The organism is Variovorax sp. 22077 (genome assembly GCF_052044195.1).
GTDB lineage: Bacteria > Pseudomonadota > Gammaproteobacteria > Burkholderiales > Burkholderiaceae_C > Variovorax > Variovorax atrisoli.
The window spans coordinates 491,027-506,702 of sequence record NZ_JBQEQC010000001.1; the positions used below are offsets into that span (position 1 = coordinate 491,027).

General features: G+C 68.4%; 16 protein-coding genes. 4 read left to right on the forward strand and 12 right to left on the reverse strand.

Going from position 1 to position 15,676, the window contains the following annotated elements:
* Nucleotides 1–88: 88 nt before the first annotated feature.
* From ACTJLF_RS02205 to ACTJLF_RS02255, 11 genes are all read right to left on the reverse strand, one after another.
* Complete coding sequence (locus ACTJLF_RS02205) at nucleotides 89–304, reverse strand: TOBE domain-containing protein (protein WP_007829250.1); 216 nt, start codon at nucleotides 302–304, stop codon at nucleotides 89–91.
* Between the two features lie 60 nt (nucleotides 305–364).
* Nucleotides 365–961: a malonic semialdehyde reductase gene (locus ACTJLF_RS02210; RefSeq protein WP_019652899.1), complete on the reverse strand. Its 597-nt coding sequence runs from the start codon at nucleotides 959–961 to the stop codon at nucleotides 365–367.
* Nucleotides 962–983: 22 nt separating this feature from the next.
* Nucleotides 984–2,273: an O-acetylhomoserine aminocarboxypropyltransferase/cysteine synthase family protein gene (locus ACTJLF_RS02215; RefSeq protein ID WP_019652900.1), complete on the reverse strand. Its 1,290-nt coding sequence runs from the start codon at nucleotides 2,271–2,273 to the stop codon at nucleotides 984–986.
* Nucleotides 2,274–2,313: 40 nt separating this feature from the next.
* Entirely contained in the window at nucleotides 2,314–3,156 is an 843-nt protein-coding gene (locus ACTJLF_RS02220) for an ATP-binding cassette domain-containing protein (protein ID WP_019652901.1), read from the reverse strand.
* Between the two features lie 7 nt (nucleotides 3,157–3,163).
* Nucleotides 3,164–4,135 (reverse strand): aliphatic sulfonate ABC transporter substrate-binding protein, encoded by a 972-nt coding sequence (locus ACTJLF_RS02225; protein WP_126181660.1) that lies wholly within the window; start codon nucleotides 4,133–4,135, stop codon nucleotides 3,164–3,166.
* A gap of 10 nt (nucleotides 4,136–4,145) precedes the next feature.
* Nucleotides 4,146–4,994, reverse strand: coding sequence for an aliphatic sulfonate ABC transporter permease SsuC (gene ssuC / locus ACTJLF_RS02230; RefSeq protein ID WP_019652903.1), 849 nt, complete (start codon nucleotides 4,992–4,994; stop codon nucleotides 4,146–4,148).
* Nucleotides 4,995–5,003: 9 nt separating this feature from the next.
* Nucleotides 5,004–6,173, reverse strand: a complete 1,170-nt coding sequence (gene ssuD, locus ACTJLF_RS02235; protein WP_440882430.1) for an FMNH2-dependent alkanesulfonate monooxygenase — start codon at nucleotides 6,171–6,173, stop codon at nucleotides 5,004–5,006.
* Nucleotides 6,173–7,135, reverse strand: coding sequence for a sulfonate ABC transporter substrate-binding protein (locus ACTJLF_RS02240; protein ID WP_440882407.1), 963 nt, complete (start codon nucleotides 7,133–7,135; stop codon nucleotides 6,173–6,175). The genes ssuD and ACTJLF_RS02240 overlap by 1 nt, the downstream gene beginning before the upstream one ends.
* Nucleotides 7,136–7,168: 33 nt before the next feature.
* A complete protein-coding gene (locus tag ACTJLF_RS02245) occupies nucleotides 7,169–8,194 on the reverse strand; it encodes a sulfonate ABC transporter substrate-binding protein (protein ID WP_354420833.1) in 1,026 nt (341 codons plus the stop codon).
* 173 nt (nucleotides 8,195–8,367) lie between these two features.
* The gene (gene ssuE / locus ACTJLF_RS02250; RefSeq protein ID WP_019652906.1) at nucleotides 8,368–8,952 is read right to left on the reverse strand and encodes an NADPH-dependent FMN reductase; all 585 of its coding nucleotides are present in this window, start codon (nucleotides 8,950–8,952) and stop codon (nucleotides 8,368–8,370) included.
* Nucleotides 8,953–9,086: 134 nt separating this feature from the next.
* Nucleotides 9,087–10,136, reverse strand: coding sequence for a sulfate ABC transporter substrate-binding protein (locus ACTJLF_RS02255; RefSeq protein WP_019652907.1), 1,050 nt, complete (start codon nucleotides 10,134–10,136; stop codon nucleotides 9,087–9,089).
* Nucleotides 10,137–10,311: 175 nt separating this feature from the next.
* Between ACTJLF_RS02255 and ACTJLF_RS02260 the strand changes: the two genes are divergently transcribed.
* Nucleotides 10,312–10,587, forward strand: coding sequence for an oxidative damage protection protein (locus ACTJLF_RS02260; protein WP_019652908.1), 276 nt, complete (start codon nucleotides 10,312–10,314; stop codon nucleotides 10,585–10,587).
* A gap of 14 nt (nucleotides 10,588–10,601) precedes the next feature.
* The gene (gene mnmC, locus ACTJLF_RS02265) at nucleotides 10,602–12,533 is read left to right on the forward strand and encodes an FAD-dependent 5-carboxymethylaminomethyl-2-thiouridine(34) oxidoreductase MnmC (RefSeq protein ID WP_440882408.1); all 1,932 of its coding nucleotides are present in this window, start codon (nucleotides 10,602–10,604) and stop codon (nucleotides 12,531–12,533) included.
* A gap of 8 nt (nucleotides 12,534–12,541) precedes the next feature.
* Here mnmC and ACTJLF_RS02270 read toward each other — a convergent pair whose 3' ends face one another.
* On the reverse strand, nucleotides 12,542–12,877 hold the full coding sequence (locus tag ACTJLF_RS02270; RefSeq protein ID WP_019652910.1) for an antibiotic biosynthesis monooxygenase family protein: 336 nt from the start codon (nucleotides 12,875–12,877) through the stop codon (nucleotides 12,542–12,544).
* Nucleotides 12,878–13,000: 123 nt separating this feature from the next.
* Here ACTJLF_RS02270 and ACTJLF_RS02275 point away from each other — a divergent pair, with 123 nt between their 5' ends.
* Nucleotides 13,001–13,909, forward strand: a complete 909-nt coding sequence (locus ACTJLF_RS02275) for a transglutaminase family protein (protein ID WP_440882409.1) — start codon at nucleotides 13,001–13,003, stop codon at nucleotides 13,907–13,909.
* Nucleotides 13,910–14,099: 190 nt separating this feature from the next.
* The gene (locus ACTJLF_RS02280) at nucleotides 14,100–15,641 is read left to right on the forward strand and encodes an alpha/beta hydrolase family protein (RefSeq protein ID WP_440882410.1); all 1,542 of its coding nucleotides are present in this window, start codon (nucleotides 14,100–14,102) and stop codon (nucleotides 15,639–15,641) included.
* Nucleotides 15,642–15,676: the final 35 nt, after the last annotated feature.

Below are 15,676 nucleotides of genomic sequence, written 5' to 3' on the forward strand. Positions count from 1 at the left end.
CCTGTAAACCGCTGAAAACACCGGCGCCAGAAAAGAAAAAACCCGGCGCTATTACAGCGCCGGGTCGTCGCGGATGCCCGAGCGTCGGTCAGAGCTTCGCGATCGAGACCTCGGTCGACTTCACGAGAGCGACCACGTCGGAGCCCACCTTCAGCTGCAGCTCGTCGACCGAACGCGTGGTGATGACCGAGGTGACGATGCCCCAGGCGGTTTCGACGTCGACTTCGGAGACGACGTCGCCGCGGATGATCTCGCGGACCTTGCCCTTGAACTGGTTGCGGACGTTGATGGCTTGGATGGACATGATGGGTTCTCTTTCAGGTTGATTGGGGAATTCGTTGAGGAAAAGCACGGCGAACGGCGCTCAGACGATCTCGGCCACGTCGTCGAACGCAAGCCGGGGGCCGCGCTCGAAGGTGCCTGCGTGGTCGGCCACGCCCAGGTTGACGAGGAAGTTCGCGCGGTAGCGGCCGTCCGGGAAGAAGGCCTTGTCGACCAGGTCGGCGTTGAAGCCCGACTGGGGGCCCGCGTCGAGCCCGAGCGCACGTGCGGCCAGGATCAGGTAGGCGCCCTGCAGGCTGCTGTTGCGGAACGCCGTGGCCTGCGCAGCCTCGGCGCTCTTCTCGAAGAGCGGCTTGGCGTCATAGGCCGGAAACTGGCTGGGCAGGTGCTCGTAGAAGCGCGTGTCCTGCGCCACGATCACCGTGACGCCTGCGGCCAGCGTCTGCGCGGTGTTGCCCGCCGACACGGCCGGCTTCAGTTTCGCCTTGGCCTCCTCGCTGCGCACGAACACGTAGCGCGCCGGCTGGGCGTTGAAGGCGGTCGGGCCCCACTTGAGCAGGTCGTAGAGCTTGTGGATGATTTCGTCGGTCACGGGCACGGGCTTGAACGCGTGCACGGTGCGGGCCTTGCGGAACAGCTGGTCCAGCGCGGCTTCGGGGATTGATTGCAGTGTGGTCATGGCTTCAAGAGAAGGCTTTGATTCAGTTCGATGCCGCCGCCAGCGCCTGGTCGAGGTCGGCCAGCAGGTCGTCGATGTGCTCGATGCCGACCGAAAGGCGCACCGTGTCCTCGGTCACGCCGGCGCGGGCCAGCTCCTCGGGCGAAAGCTGCCTGTGCGTGGTCGATGCCGGATGCGTTGCCAGCGAGCGCACGTCGCCGATGTTCACGAGGCGCGTGAAGAGCTTCAGCGCATCCAGGAACCTGGCGCCGCCCTCGCGACCCGAGCCGATGCCGAAGGTCAGCACGCCGCTGGCCTTGCCGCCCAGGTATTTCTTCGCGAGCGCGTGGTCGGGGTGGTCTTCGAGTGCTGCGTAGTTGACCCACTTCACCGCCTTGTGCGTCTTCAGGTGCTGCGCAACGCGCAGTGCGTTGTCGCTGATGCGGTCGACGCGCAGCGCGAGCGTCTCGATGCCCTGCAGGATCTGGAAGGCATTGAACGGCGAGATGGCCGCACCCGTGTTGCGCAGCGGCACCACGCGTGCGCGGCCGATGTAGGCGGCCGGGCCCAGCGCCTCGGTGTAGACCACGCCGTGGTAGCTCACGTCGGGCTCGTTCAGGCGCTTGAAGCGCTGCTTGTGCTCGGCCCACGGGAACTTGCCCGAGTCGACGATCGCGCCGCCGATGCTGGTGCCGTGGCCGCCCAGGTACTTGGTGAGCGAGTGCACCACGATGTCGGCGCCGTGCTCGATGGGCCGGCTCAGGTACGGCGAAGGCACCGTGTTGTCGACGATCAGCGGCACGCCGTTGCGGTGCGCGATCTCGGCGATGGCCGCAATGTCGGTCACGTTGCCCGCGGGGTTGCCCAGCGACTCGACGAACACCGCCTTGGTCCGCTCGTCGAACAGCTTTTCGAAGCTGGACGGGTCGCGATGGTCCGCGAAGCGCGTGGTGATGCCGAACTGCGGCAGCGTGTGGGCGAACAGGTTGTAGGTGCCGCCGTAGAGCGCTGTGCTGCTGATGATGTTGTCGCCGGCCTCGGCAATGGTCTGGATCGCGTAGGTCACCGCCGCCTGCCCCGAGGCCAGCGCGAGCGCGGCGATGCCGCCTTCGAGCGCCGCCACACGCTGCTCCAGCACGTCCTGCGTCGGGTTGTTGATGCGGGTGTAGATGTTGCCCGGCACCTTCAGGTCAAACAGGTCGGCACCGTGCTGGGCGCTGTCGAAGGCGTAGGCCACCGTCTGGTAGATGGGCGGTGCCACGGCGCGGGTGGTCGGGTCGGGCGAATAGCCGGCGTGGACCGACAGGGTTTCGAATTTCCAGTTCTGCGACATGCGACTGCCTTTCAAATGGGCTGATGGATGAAGAGGCTCGTCAGATCGCCCAGCGCAACGCGTGCGCGGGAGTTGCGAGCCAGCTGGCGTCGGTGCTCTCGGCTTCGGTCTCTTCGGACTTCTGCAGCACCCTGTCGAGGATTCGTTTTTCGATCGCGGCGAATGCCGGGTCGCCCTGCGAGCGCGGACGGGCCAGCGCGATGTTCTCGTCGAGCGCGATGCGGCCGTCCTCGATCAGGATCACCCGGTCGGCCAGCGCGACGGCTTCCTGCACGTCGTGCGTCACCAGCAGTGCGGTGAAGCGGTGGCGCTGCCAGAGGTTCTCGATCAGGCGATGCATCTCAATGCGCGTGAGCGCATCGAGCGCGCCCAGCGGCTCGTCGAGCAACAGCAGGCGCGGGTGGTGCACCAGCGCGCGCGCCAGGGCCACGCGCTGGCGCTGTCCGCCCGACAGGCGAGCCGGCCATTCGTTCTCGCGATCGGCCAGGCCGACCTGCGCCAGCACTTCCTTGCCGCGCGCCTTGGCGTCGTTGGGCAGGCCCAGCGTCACGTTGTCGAGCACGCGCCGCCACGGCAGGAGGCGCGCCTCCTGGAACATGATCCGCGTGTCGTCGTGCAGGCCGTTCACGGCCTTGCCGTCGGTGTAGAGCCCGCCGGAGCTCGGCTCCTCCAGGCCCGCGATGAGCCGCAGCAGCGTGCTCTTGCCGCAGCCGCTGCGCCCGACGATGGCGATGAACTGGCCCGGCTCGATGGTCAGGCGGGTGTTGCGCAGCACCTCGCGCGCGCCGTAGCGCTTGTGCAGGTTGCGCGCCTCCAGGCGCACGCCGCCGGCGATGGCTTGCGGCTGGGGCCGGGTCTGGATGTCTTTCAGGACGGCACTCATGATGTCTTCAGGCTCCTGGCTTGAACAGCGCCACGTTGAGCGCATCGATCTTTCTGGGAAGCAGCTTCTCGGCAAGGAAGGCATCGGCGATGCGCTGCTGCTCGCCCAGCCCCTCGGGCACCACCGGCCGCACCGCGTAGCTGCGACGGGCGTTGGCCTGCTCGATGGTCGCGGCGTCCAGGCCCCACACGGGAGACAGCAGCGCGGCCGCCTCCTTCGGGTTCTGCTTGACCCACTTGCCGGTCTTCTCGAGCTCGGCGTAGACCACGCGCAGCACGTCCGGCCGCGCCTTCGCGAACTTGCTGCTCGCGAGGTAGTAACGCTGGTACGAGGCGATGCCCGCGCCGTCGGCCAGCACGCGCACCTTCGACTGGCGCTGGGCAGCGGCGAGGAACGGGTCCCACACCACCCAGGCGTCGATCGCGCCCTTCTCGAAGGCTGCACGGCCGTCGGCGGGCGTGAGGTAGGCAGGCTCGATGTCCCTGAACGAGAGGCCGGCCTTGTCGAGCGCGGCGATCAGCAGGTAGTGCGCGCCGGCCGCCTTCGCGAAGCCGACCTTCTTTCCTTTCAGGTCGGCCACGGTCCTGATTGGCGAATCCTCGCGCACGACAATGGCCTGCGCCGAGGGCGACGGCGCCTCCTGCGCGAGGAAGGTCAGGTCGGCGCCGGCCGCCTGGGCGAACACGGGCACGGTGTCGGCCACGTCGGCGCTGATGTCGAGGTTGTCGAGGTTCAGCGCCTCCAGCAGCGGCAGGCCGCTGGTGAACTCGTGCCAGCTGAGCGTGACGTTCAGCGGTGCGAGCTGCTTCTCGAGCACACCCTGCGCCTTCAGCACAGCGATGAGCGTCGACGACTTCTGGTAGCCCAGGCGCACCGTGGCGGGCCGGCTGGCCACACCCTGGGCGAACACTGCGCCCGAGCCGAGTGCGGCGAGCGTGGCGATGGCCGTGCGGCGGGAGATCGATGGATGCCGTGTCATGTCCCTGCCCTCACTTCGCCTTCTTCTGGTAGCCGGGGTGCCAGCGCAGCCACCATTGCTCCAGGCCGCGCGCGAACAGGTCGGCCAGCTTGCCCAGCAGTGCGTACAGCAGGATGCCCACCAGCACGATGTCGGTCTGCAGGAACTCGCGGGCGTTCATCGTGAGGTAGCCGATGCCGGCCTGCGCCGAGATGGTCTCGGCCACGATCAGGATCACCCACATCAGCCCCAGCGAGAAACGCAGCCCCACCAGGATCGACGACAGCGCGCCCGGCAGGATCACCTCGCGGTAGAGCTGCCAGCGCGAGAGCCCGTAGGTGCGGCCCATCTCGATGAGCTGCGGATCGACGTTGCGGATGCCGTGGAAAGTGTTCAGGTAGATCGGGAAGAACACCGACACCGAGATCAGGAACAGCTTGGCCGACTCGTCGATGCCGAACCACAGGATCACCAACGGGATCAGCGCCAGCGCCGGGATGTTGCGCACCATCTGGATGGTGGAGTCGAGCAGCGTCTCGAAGAACTTCACCGACCCGGTGAGCAGGCCCAGAGCCAGCCCTGCACCGCCGCCGATGGCCAACCCCAGCAGAGCGCGGCCCGCGCTGACCTTCACGTGCGTCCACAGCTCGCCGGACACCGTGAGGTTCCACGCAGCCTTCACCACGTCGATGGGCGCCGGCAGCACGCGCGTGCTGAGCCAGCCCAGCGACGAGGCGATCTGCCAGAAGACGATGAGCCCCACCGGCACCAGCCACGGCACCAGCCGCTTCGCGACGTTGACCGCGAAGGACTTGAACGCGCTGCCGCCCGCCTCCTCGGCCGGCACGACCGCCGGCAGTTCCTGAACCTGTTCAGTCATGGCGATCCTTCAACTTTGCGAGACAAGGCGCGACGGCGCGTCCAGATTGGCGACGACCTCGCCGAAGGGCCCGCTCAGCGAGCCGCCGGCCAGCTGCGTCTTCGCCTTGCGCGACAGCAGCGGGAACACCAGCTCGGCGAAGCGGTAGGCCTCTTCGAGATGCGGGTAGCCCGACAGGATGAACTTGTCGAGGCCCAGGGCCGCGTATTCCTCGATGCGCGCAGCGACCGTCTTCGGGTCGCCCACCAGCGCAGTGCCGGCACCGCCACGCACCAGGCCCACGCCGGCCCACAGGTTCGGCGCGATTTCCAGATCGGCGCGGGTGCGCTTGGCACCGCCCGCATGCAGCGCGGCCATGCGGCGCTGCCCTTCGGAATCCATGCGCGCGAAGGCGGTCTGGGCGCGGATCACGGTCTCGTCGTCCACGCGGCTGATGAGTTCCTCGGCGGCCTTCCAGGCGGCATCTTCCGTCTCGCGCACGATCACGTGCAGCCGGATGCCGAACTCGACCTTCCGCCCGTTGCGCTCGGCGCGCGCCCGGACGTCGGCGATCTTCTTCGCCACCTCGGCGGGCGGCTCGCCCCAGGTGAGGTAGGCGTCGACCTGCTCCGCCGCCAGCTCATGCGCAGGTGCCGAAGAGCCGCCGAACCACACCGGCGGATACGGCTTCTGCACCGGCGGGTAGAGCAGCTTCGCGCCCTTCACGCTCAGGTGCTTGCCGTCGTAGTCGAAAGACTGCCCGTCATGGCTGCGCGCGATGATCTCGCGCCAGATGCGGATGAACTCGGCCGACTGCTCGTAGCGCGAGGCATGGTCCAGATACACGCCGTCGCCTTCGAGCTCCGCCTGGTCGCCGCCCGTCACCAGGTTCACCAGCAGCCGCCCGCCCGAGAGCCGGTCGAAGGTCGCGGCCATGCGCGCCGCGAGGCTGGGCTGGTGCAGCCCGGGGCGCACCGCCACCAGGAACTTGAGCTTCCTGGTCGCGCCGATCAGGCTGGAGGCGATGACCCACGGGTCTTCGCAGGAGCGGCCCGTCGGGATCAGCACGCCCTCGTAGCCGAGGTTGTCGGCCGCGCCGGCAATCTGCTGCAGGTAGGCCAGGTCGATGGGGCGGGCGCCCTCGCTGGTGCCGAGATAGCGGCTGTCGCCGTGCGTGGGGAGGAACCAGAAGATCTGCATCATGCGACTCCCGCGCCCGCCGCTTCGAGCACGTTGATCTTTTTCGGGATCAGCTTCAGTTCGAAGAAGGTGTCGGCGATCTTCTGCTGCTCGCCCAGGATGGCCTTGGTGATCGGCGCGGTGCCGTAGGCCGAGCGGTTCACCGACAGTTCGGCCACCGGCTTCGGAAGGCCCCAGAGCGTGGCCAGCTCGCCGGCCAGTTCGCCCTTGTTTGCGGTACCCCAGACGTCGACCTTGTTGAGCTCCTCGATCGCGATGGCCAGCACGTCGGCGTTCTTCGCCACGTAGTCCAGCGAGGAGAAGTAGTAGGCGCGGTTGCCGACCACGCCGGTGGCGTCGGCCAGCACGCGCGCGTCGAGAGACTTCTCGGCCGCGGCCAGGAACGGGTCCCAGATCACCCACGCGTCGACCGAGCCCTTCTCGAAGGCGGCGCGCGCATCGGCGGGCGGCAGGTAGACCATGTTCAGGTCGGCGAACGCGAGGCCGTGCTTCTCGAACAGCTTGACGATGAAGTAGTGGACGTTCGAGCCCTTGTTGAGCGCGATCTTCCTGCCCTTGAGATCGGCCACGGTCTTGATCGTGGAGCCCTTGGGGACCAGCACCGCCTCCGACTGCGGACGCGGCACGGTCGCACCCACGTAGGCCAGCGGTGCGCCGGCAGCCTGCGCGAAGATGGGCGGAGCCTCGCCCACGTCGCCGAAGTCGATGGAGCCGACGTTCAGCGCCTCGAGCTGCACGGGGCCGGCGGTGAACTCGGTCCACTTCACGCTCACGCCCAGGGGCGCGAGGCGTTTTTCGAGCGTGCCGCGGCCCTTGAGCAGTGTGAGATAGCCCTTCTGGTTTCCGATGCGGAACTGGCGCGCGGGCGACTGTTGCGCCAGCGCGGCGAAGGAGGAAGGCAGCGCGATGGCCGCGGCCGCGCCCTGGATCAGGCGTCGGCGGGGAATGGAGGTGCGTGTCATGGTTGTGCGGGAACGATCGATGCGTCGAAGGCCTCAGGGCTGCGCCGTGACCACGGCTTCGCTGACCTTGATGGGCTTGGGAATGAGCTTCAGCGCGAAGAAGGTGTCGGCGATCCTTTGCTGGTCGGCCGCGACGGCCGGCGTGATCGGCTTCACGTTGAACTCGTAGCGGCGCAGCGCGAGCTCGACCACGTCGACCGGCAGGCCCTGCAGCGGAGCGATCAGCTCGGCCGCCTGGCGCAGGTTCTTCTTGAGCCAGATGCCCTGCTCCACCGAGTCGGCGAACAGCGCGTCGATGACCTTCGGGTTGTTCTTCACGAAGCCGCGCTCGCCCAGGTAGTACTGGTAGTTGTTGACCACCTCGGGTGTGCCGTCGGCCAGCACGCGCGCGCCGGTGGCTTTCTCGGCGGCGGCCTGGAACGGGTCCCAGATCACCCAGGCATCGACGTTCCTGCTCTCGAAGGCGGCGCGGCCGTCGGCGGGCGCGAGGTAGACGGGCTGGATGTCGGAGAGCTTCAGGCCGTTCTTCTCGAGCTGCTTCACGAGCAGGTAGTGCACGTTGCTGCCCTTGTTGAGCGCAACCTTCCTGCCCTTCAGGTCGGCGACCGACTTGATGGGCGAATCCTTCGTGACCAGGATGGCCTCGGCGCGCGGCGCGGCCGGGTCGTAGCCGAAGTAGACGAACTTGGCGCCCGCGGCCTGCGCGAAGATGGGCGGCGCCTCGCCGACGTAGCCCACGTCGACCGCGCCCACATTCAGGCCTTCGAGCAGCTGCGGGCCGGCCGGGAACTCGACCCACTTCACGCCGAAGCCCAGCGGCGCGAGCTTCTTCTCGAGCGTGCCCTGCGCCTTCTGCAGCACGAACAGGCTGGCCGACTTCTGGTAGCCGATGCGCAGCTCGCCCTTGCCTTGGGCATGCGCCGAGGCGGCGGAGATGAAGCTGACGATCAGCGCGATGGCGCTGACCACGATGGCGCTGATCAGTAGATCGCGCAGCCCGCGCCAGAAGGAGCGGGGCTGCACGTCGAGCACGGAGTCTTCGGTTGCGACGGGGTTCATGCGTGGATTCCTTGGTGCAAAACGTCGGGCAAAGGCTGGCCCACGACACGCGATGTGCCGGAAGCCTTTTCGTGGAACACCGCGGAACCGGCTTTGCCGGGCCGCAGGTGTTGCCCCCGGTAGGGGGTTGGCGAAGCGGCACGAAGTGCCGCGCAGCCTGGGGGCGAGCCCCGCTAAACGCTACATCGCACGCGGGAAAACGGCACCGGCTCGAAGCCGTGCGTGGCAGGGAGCTTGAGACCTTCGGTGGCAAGCACCTCGACGGCCTCGTTGAGTCGCTCGGCCAGGTCGTTGTGCACCTGGTAGGCGTTCTCGGGCGTCAGCGCGATCTGCGATTCGCTGGCGTACACGCCCGGCAGGATGTGGCGCGCCGACAGCGACTGCAGCACGGGCCGCAGCGCGTAGTCGAGCGCGAGCATGTGGTGCGGGCTGCCGCCGGTGGCCAGCGGCAGCACCGTCTTGCCCTTCAGCGCGTTCTGCGAGAGCAGATCGAGGAAGACCTTGAGCAGGCCGCTGTAGGCCGCCTTGTAGACCGGCGTGGCCACCACGATCACGCGGGCGGCCGCCACCTGGGCGATCGCCCGTTCGATGGCCGGGTGGTTCCACTCGGCCAGGAGCAGCGCCTGCGCCGGCAGTTCGCGAACGGCGAGCCGCTCGATCCGCGCGTGACGCTGGGCCAGCCGCTCACCCACCGCGTCGAGCAAGGCGGTTGAGCGGGATGGGGCCGTGGGGCTGCCGGCAATCAGGAGAACGGACACGGAAAACCTTAGTTCGATGAAAACAAGCGCGAATTCGTGGGGGCCGCCGCGCACGGCCGCCCGAAGCGGCCTGCCCACCCCCGGTAGGGGTTGGCGAAGCGACGCGCGGTGCGCGCAGCCTGCGGGCGAGCCAGTTACTTCTGTTTTGTGGTGTAGATCTGGTCGAAGGAGCCGCCGTCGGCGAAGTGCTCCTTGTCGGCCTTCGCCCAGCCGCCGAAGGCCTGGTCGATGGTCACCAGCGTGAGCTTGGGGAACTGCTTGTCGTACTTGGCCTTGGCCTTCTCGGAGGTCGGGCGGTAGAAGTTGCGCCCTGCGATGTCCTGGCCTTCGTCGGAGTACAGGTACTTCAGGTACTCCTCGGCCACCTCGCGCGTGCCCTTCTTGTCAACGACCTTGTCGACCACCGACACGCTGGGCTCGGCCAGGATGGAGATCGACGGCACCACGATCTCGAACTTCTCGGGGCCGAATTCCTTCAGCGCCAGGAAGGCTTCGTTCTCCCAGGCCAGCAGCACGTCGCCCACGCCGCGCTGCACGAAGGTGATGGTCGCGCCGCGCGCGCCGGTGTCGAGCACGGGCACGTTCTTGAACAGGTTGCCGATGTATTCCTTGGCCTTCGCGTCGCCGCCGTACTTGCGCTTGGCGAATTCCCAGGCGGCCAGGTAGTTCCAGCGGGCGCCGCCCGAGGTCTTGGGGTTGGGGGTGATCACCTGCACGCCGGGCTTGACCAGGTCGTCCCAGTCCTTCAGGCCCTTGGGGTTGCCCTTCTTCACCAGGAACACGATGGTCGAGGTGTAGGGAGCGGAGTTGTGCGGCAGGCGCTTCTGCCAGTCGGCCTTGACCAGGCCGCCGTGCGAGACCAGCGCGTCGATGTCGCCGCCCAGCGCCAGCGTGGCCACGTCGGCGTCGATGCCGTCGATGATGGAGCGGGCCTGCTTGCCCGAGCCGCCATGCGACTGCTTGACCGTCACGTCCTGGCCGGTCTTGGCCTTCCAGTACTTGGCGAAGGCCTGGTTGTAGTCCACGTAGAGCTCGCGGGTCGGGTCGTACGACACGTTCAGCAGCGTCACGGGGCCCTTGGCAGCCGCCGCGCCTTGGGCGAGCGCCGGCAATGCCGACAGGGCCATGGCACCGGCCACGCCGGCACCCAGGGAAAGCTTGATAAAGTCGCGGCGAAGGCTCATGGTGTCTTGCTCTTAAAAGGCATATCGATGAAGCTGCGTATTCTCAATACGACATATAGAAACTGGAACGACCAAGTTTTCAGTTCTAAATAGCCAAATCAACTAAGCAGCCCGCCGCCGGCTCCCCCCGGTTTTTCCCGTATCCCCACTTTTTCCCGTTCAGAAGGCAACAGAAATGGCACGCATGGTTCAGTGCATCAAGCTCGGCAAAGAGGCCGAAGGTCTCGACTTCCCGCCCTACCCCGGCGAACTGGGCAAGCGGATCTGGGAAAGCGTCAGCAAGGAAGCCTGGGCCGCCTGGCTCAAGCAGCAGACCATGCTGGTCAACGAGAACCGGCTGAACCTGGCCGATCTGCGCGCCCGCCAGTACCTGGCTCGGCAGATGGAAAAGCACTTCTTCGGCGAAGGCGCCGACGTGGCGCAAGGCTACGTCCCCCCCACGGCCCCCTGACAGTCACCCCGCGATTGCCGCCCACCTCTTCCTCGGGAAACACCGCAGAACCGGCTTCGCCGGGCTGCAGGTGTTGCCCCCTCGAAGGGGGTGGGCGAAGCGACACGAAGTGCGCGAAGCCTGGGGGTGAGCCTGTTACCTGGCGCGCAGACGGCGTTCCCCGCAGCGAGCGCTTCGACGACATCTATCACACAGAAACCGGCGCACTGGCTCAGTCGCGCCACGTCTTCCTCGGCGGCTGTGGCCTGCCGCAGGCCTGGGGCGGACAGCCCCAGTGGCGGATTCTCGAAACCGGCTTCGGCCTGGGCCTCAATTTCCTGACGACCTGGCAGGCGTGGCGCGCCGACCCGGCACGCCCGCGGCTGCTGCACTTCGTTTCGGTGGAGGCCCATCCGGTCTCGGCCGCCGATCTGCTGCGCGCGGCGGGCGCCTATCCTGAGCTGGCTCCGCTGGCCGCCGAACTGGCTGCGCAGTGGAACGGCCTGCTGCCCGGCTTCCATCGGCTGGCCTTCGACGATGGCCGCGTGCTGCTCACGCTGTGCGTAGGCGACGTGCAGCCGATGCTGCGTGCCCAGCGCTTCGAGGCCGACAGCATCTTTCTAGACGGCTTCAGTCCCCGGCAGAACCCTGAAATGTGGTCGCCGGACACGCTCAAGGCGGTGTCGCGCTTCGCCCGCCAGGGCACGCGCATCGCCACCTGGACCATCGCGCGGGCGATTCGCGACGCGCTGGCGCAGCAGGGCTTCGTCATCGAGAAGCGCCCTGGCCTGCCGCCCAAGCGCGACTGCCTGTGCGGCACCTTCGCCCCCGCCTGGACCGTGCGCCGCCGCGAGCCCGTGCCCGAGCGCGTCGATGCGCCGGGCCGCTGCGCCGTCGTCGGCGCGGGCCTGGCAGGCGCCGCCGTGGCTGCCAGCCTTGCGCGTCGCGGCTGGCAGGTGACGGTGCTCGATGCGGCCGACTGGCCCGCGTCCGGTGCGTCGTCGTTGCCTGTCGGCATGCTGGCACCGCATGTGTCGCCCGACGACGCGCTGCTCTCGCGGCTCACGCGGGCAGGCATCCGCGCGACGTGGATCGAACTCGAGCGCCTGCTCGAGGAAGGCCGCGACTGGTGCGCCACCGGCGTGCTGGAACGCCGGCCCGATGGCGATGTGCGCGTGCCCGCCGGCTGGAGCAGCCATGGGCCGAACGAATCCTGGCCCGCCGATGCCGATCGTCTGGCCGCAGCCGGCCTGACCACCGACACGCCCGCGATCTGGCACGCGCGCGCGGCCTGGGTGAAGCCTTGGCGGCTGATCGCAGCCTGGCTGCGCCAGCCCGGCGTCGAGTTCCGCGGCGGCTGCCGGGTGGAACGGCTGGAGCGGCATCCGGACGGCTGGCGGCTGTTCGATGCTTCGGGCGGGTTGCTGGCCGAAGCGGACCGCGTGGTCATCTGCGCCGGCTTCGAATCGGGCCGCTTCGCACCCGCCCTGCCATTGCAGCCGGTGCGCGGACAGGTCGCCTTCGGCCCGATGCCCGACGACAGCACGCCGCTGCCCCACACGCCGATCAACGGCGACGGCCATCTGGTCGCCCACGTCCCCGGCGAGCGCGACGAAGCCCCGATGTGGCTGGCCGGTGCGACCTTCGACCGTGACAGCACCAGCCTCGAACCCACCGCGGCAGACAGCGCCGCGAACCGAGAGCGCCTCGCACGCCTGCACCCGTCTGCCGCCCAGGCGTTGGCCGACGCCGAGAGTCACGCATGGGTCGGCGTCCGATGCGCCTCGGGCGACCGGCGCCCGCTCGCAGGCCCGGTCGACGCCGGCCTCTGGGCGTGCACGGCGCTGGGCTCGCGCGGCCTGAGCTTCGCGGCCCTGTGTGCCGAGCTGCTCGCCGCGCAGTGGCATGCCGAGCCGCTGCCCCTGCCCGCCACGCTGGCCAAGGCGCTCGGCACCCAAAGGCTCTGAATCGCGTCCTAGCTGGCGCCCTTCACCGCCGGCGCCAGCATGTGGTCGATGCGGCTGTCGCCATACGTGCGCAGCACTTCGGAGATCACGACCTTGTAGCCGTCGAGCCAGTTCGCCTGCGCGGCCTTGGCCTGCTGGTGCGCGGGATGCCGGATCAGCGCCTGCAGGCTTTCGAGCGAGTCCCAGTAGTAGACGTTCGACACCAGGCCGTTTCCTGGGTTTTCCCAGGTTTCCTCGCCCAGGTAGCCGGGCAGCGACTTCGCGGCGGCGGCGATGGTCTGGTCGAGGCGGTGGAACTCGTCGTCGAATTGCTTGCTGGCGAAGATGAAGGTGGCGGAGTACATGGCGGCGCGGTATCTCCTCGATGTCTCGATGGAACGGAGTGGGCGGGCGAGAGGGTGCCGATTCTGCGGCATGGCGCGTCCGGCGCCGCGCTTTTGCAGGGCGAAGGCACGAGAATGCGGCGCATGGCCATCCAGTACGACATCAGGCACACCACCGTCTACCGCTACAGCAAGCCGGTCAGCTTCGGGCTGCACCGCGTGATGTTCCGCCCGCGCGACAGCCACGACCTGCGCGTGCTGGCCACCGACCTGCAGGTGAGCCCCGAGGCGAACACGCGGCTCATCCAGGACCCCAACTCCAACTCCGTCGCGCTGGTGCAGCCGCTGGGCGAAGCCACCGAGCTGCGCATCGTGTGCTCCTTCACGATCGAGCACGTGCCGCCCTCGCAGCGCGACCTGTTGACGCTCGACCCGTCGGCCGAGTTCCTGCCTTTTGCCTACTCGGTGCAGGAGCGCCTCGACCTCGAGCACTACCTGCGCCCGCACCACGACGACGACGGGCAAGGCACCCTGATCCGCTGGGCCCACCAGTTCCTGCGCAGCGACAAGCCCAACAGCACGCGCGAGGTGCTCACGCGCATGAACGCGCACATCGGCCAGAGCTTCGAGTACAAGGCGCGCGACGAGGAAGGCACCCAGACGCCGCTGGAGACGCTGGCGCTGGGCAGCGGCAGCTGCCGCGACTACGCGCTGCTGATGATGGAAGCCACGCGCCGCCTGGGCATTGCGACGCGCTTCGTCTCCGGCTATCTCTACGACGCGGCACTCGACACCGCCGCGCGCACGCAGGGAGAGTCCGACTCGATGACCGGCGCCGGCACCACGCACGCCTGGCTGCAGGCCTACCTGCCGGGCGTGGGCTGGCTGGCCTTCGACCCCACCAACAACCTCATGGGCAGCGGCCAGCTTATCCGCGTGGGCGTGGCGCGCGACCCTGCGCTGGCGGCGCCCATCTCGGGCAGCTGGTTCGGCGACCCGGAGGCCTACGAGGGCCTGGAAGCCACGGTGCTCGTCACGCGTCGCGAGGGCTGACGGCGACACGACCTGCACGGCTGTCGCGCAAGTGATAGCCGCTGCGGGAAATCCCCCACGGGCGGCTTCGGCATCGCCTCTACGCTGCGCCGCCGGCCAGCGAAATAGCACGGTCGTTCTACGCGATCGCGGGTGCAGCGCCGCGCCGGTCCTATTCCAAGAACCTGAAAAAAACGGAGAGAGACACCCCATGCATTCAGCGCGCCTGACACTCATCGCCCTGGCAGCCAGCCTCGCCGTCGCCTCGTGCGGCGGCGGAGGCGGCGGCTCGAACGGATTCACCTTCCTGCCCTCGGCCCCCGCCCCGGCTCCCGCTCCGGCCCCCAACCCGCCGGCGCCTCCGCCCCCCGCACCGGCCCCCGCGCCGGAAGAGACCCGCCTGCAGGACAGCCGCAACTCCTTCGCGCCGGCAGACCCCTCGGCCACCACATTCGCCGCGCTCGCGGCCGCCCCGAGCGACACCGTCGACAACAGCACCACCAGCCGCTGGGCCGGCATGCTGGATGGCGCCCAGTACAACGTCGAGGTGCCCGCCAACTGGAACGGCAAGCTCGTGATGTACGCGCACGGCTATGCCGGCGAAGGCAACCTGCTGAAGGCCGGCACGCCGACGATCCGCCGCTACCTGATCCAGAACGGCTACGCCTGGGCGGCCTCCAGCTACAGCAAGAACTACTACGACGTGCGCGCTGGCGTGGAGGACACCAACGCCCTCGCCCTGCAGTTCAACGCCATCGCCAAGGCCAACGGCCGCGAGCTCGCAGCGCCTTCGAAGATCTTCATCACCGGCCACTCGATGGGCGGCCACATCACGGCGGCCGCCATCGAGGACGAGGCCTACGCCACGGCCAACCACAAGGTGAAGTACAACGGCGCGGTGCCGATGTGCGGCGTGGTGGGCGACACCGAGCTGTTCGACTATTTCGCCGCCGCGCAAGTGACTGCGCAGGCACTGGCCGGCAACGCCAGCTATCCGACGCCGAAGTGGGCCGACATCGGCGCGCAGGTCACCGCCACGCTCTTCTCGACCTTCACGAACTCGGACGTCGTGCCCAACGGCGCCACCGGCCTGGCCTACGCCTCGGTGCTGCAGAACCTGACCGGTGGCCCGCGTCCGCTCTTCCAGTTCGCGCTGGGCAAAGGCCGCTCCTTCCAGGCGGTCTGGGGCGTGTTCGGCAGCGACGGCACGGTCAACGGCATCCTCAACAAGAGCACGCTGGACACCAACCGCTTCACCTACAAGATCGACGGCGACACCGCCGCCACCGACCAGCTCAATGCGAGCGCGCAGAAGCTCACCGCCGCGCCCGACGCCAATCGCCTGCGCACCGACGGGCTGCGCTGGATTCCCAAGGTCAACGGCGAGTTCAAGATCCCTGTGGTCACGCTGCACACGCTCGGCGACCTGTACGTGCCCTTCAGCATGGAGCAGATCTACAACCAGCGCGTGGCGGCCAAGGGCAACAGCCAGTGGCTGGTGCAGCGCGCCATCCGCGGCATCACGCACTGCGACTTCACGATCAAGGAACAGGAAGAAGCCTTCGCGGCCATGCTCGCCTGGGAGCAGGACAACACCGCCAAGCCCGCGGGCGACGACGTGGTCACGCCCTCCGCGGTTGCAAGCTCGCTGTACGGCTGCAAGTTCACCCGCAATGCACAGAGCCCGGACGACAGCACGGACCTGATGGCCGTGCGCTCGCAGCTGGCGGCAGGCGCCCCCTGCGCCCCTTGAGGCTTCGGGGCGAGGACCGGCGGGCTCGTCGGCCT

What these genes read in the sequence shown, in the direction of transcription:
- ACTJLF_RS02245 (WP_354420833.1), bottom strand. Translation starts at nt 8,194, where the DNA reads ATGAACCCCGTCGCAACCGAAGACTCCGTGCTCGACGTGCAGCCCCGC.
- ACTJLF_RS02280 (WP_440882410.1), top strand. Translation starts at nt 14,100, where the DNA reads ATGCATTCAGCGCGCCTGACACTCATCGCCCTGGCAGCCAGCCTCGCC.
- ACTJLF_RS02215 (WP_019652900.1), bottom strand. Translation starts at nt 2,273, where the DNA reads ATGTCGCAGAACTGGAAATTCGAAACCCTGTCGGTCCACGCCGGCTAT.
- ssuD (WP_440882430.1), bottom strand. Translation starts at nt 6,173, where the DNA reads ATGCAGATCTTCTGGTTCCTCCCCACGCACGGCGACAGCCGCTATCTC.
- ACTJLF_RS02210 (WP_019652899.1), bottom strand. Translation starts at nt 961, where the DNA reads ATGACCACACTGCAATCAATCCCCGAAGCCGCGCTGGACCAGCTGTTC.
- ACTJLF_RS02205 (WP_007829250.1), bottom strand. Translation starts at nt 304, where the DNA reads ATGTCCATCCAAGCCATCAACGTCCGCAACCAGTTCAAGGGCAAGGTC.
- ACTJLF_RS02240 (WP_440882407.1), bottom strand. Translation starts at nt 7,135, where the DNA reads ATGACACGCACCTCCATTCCCCGCCGACGCCTGATCCAGGGCGCGGCC.
- ACTJLF_RS02270 (WP_019652910.1), bottom strand. Translation starts at nt 12,877, where the DNA reads ATGTACTCCGCCACCTTCATCTTCGCCAGCAAGCAATTCGACGACGAG.
- ACTJLF_RS02255 (WP_019652907.1), bottom strand. Translation starts at nt 10,136, where the DNA reads ATGAGCCTTCGCCGCGACTTTATCAAGCTTTCCCTGGGTGCCGGCGTG.
- ACTJLF_RS02275 (WP_440882409.1), top strand. Translation starts at nt 13,001, where the DNA reads ATGGCCATCCAGTACGACATCAGGCACACCACCGTCTACCGCTACAGC.
- ssuC (WP_019652903.1), bottom strand. Translation starts at nt 4,994, where the DNA reads ATGACTGAACAGGTTCAGGAACTGCCGGCGGTCGTGCCGGCCGAGGAG.
- ACTJLF_RS02220 (WP_019652901.1), bottom strand. Translation starts at nt 3,156, where the DNA reads ATGAGTGCCGTCCTGAAAGACATCCAGACCCGGCCCCAGCCGCAAGCC.
- ACTJLF_RS02225 (WP_126181660.1), bottom strand. Translation starts at nt 4,135, where the DNA reads ATGACACGGCATCCATCGATCTCCCGCCGCACGGCCATCGCCACGCTC.
- ACTJLF_RS02260 (WP_019652908.1), top strand. Translation starts at nt 10,312, where the DNA reads ATGGCACGCATGGTTCAGTGCATCAAGCTCGGCAAAGAGGCCGAAGGT.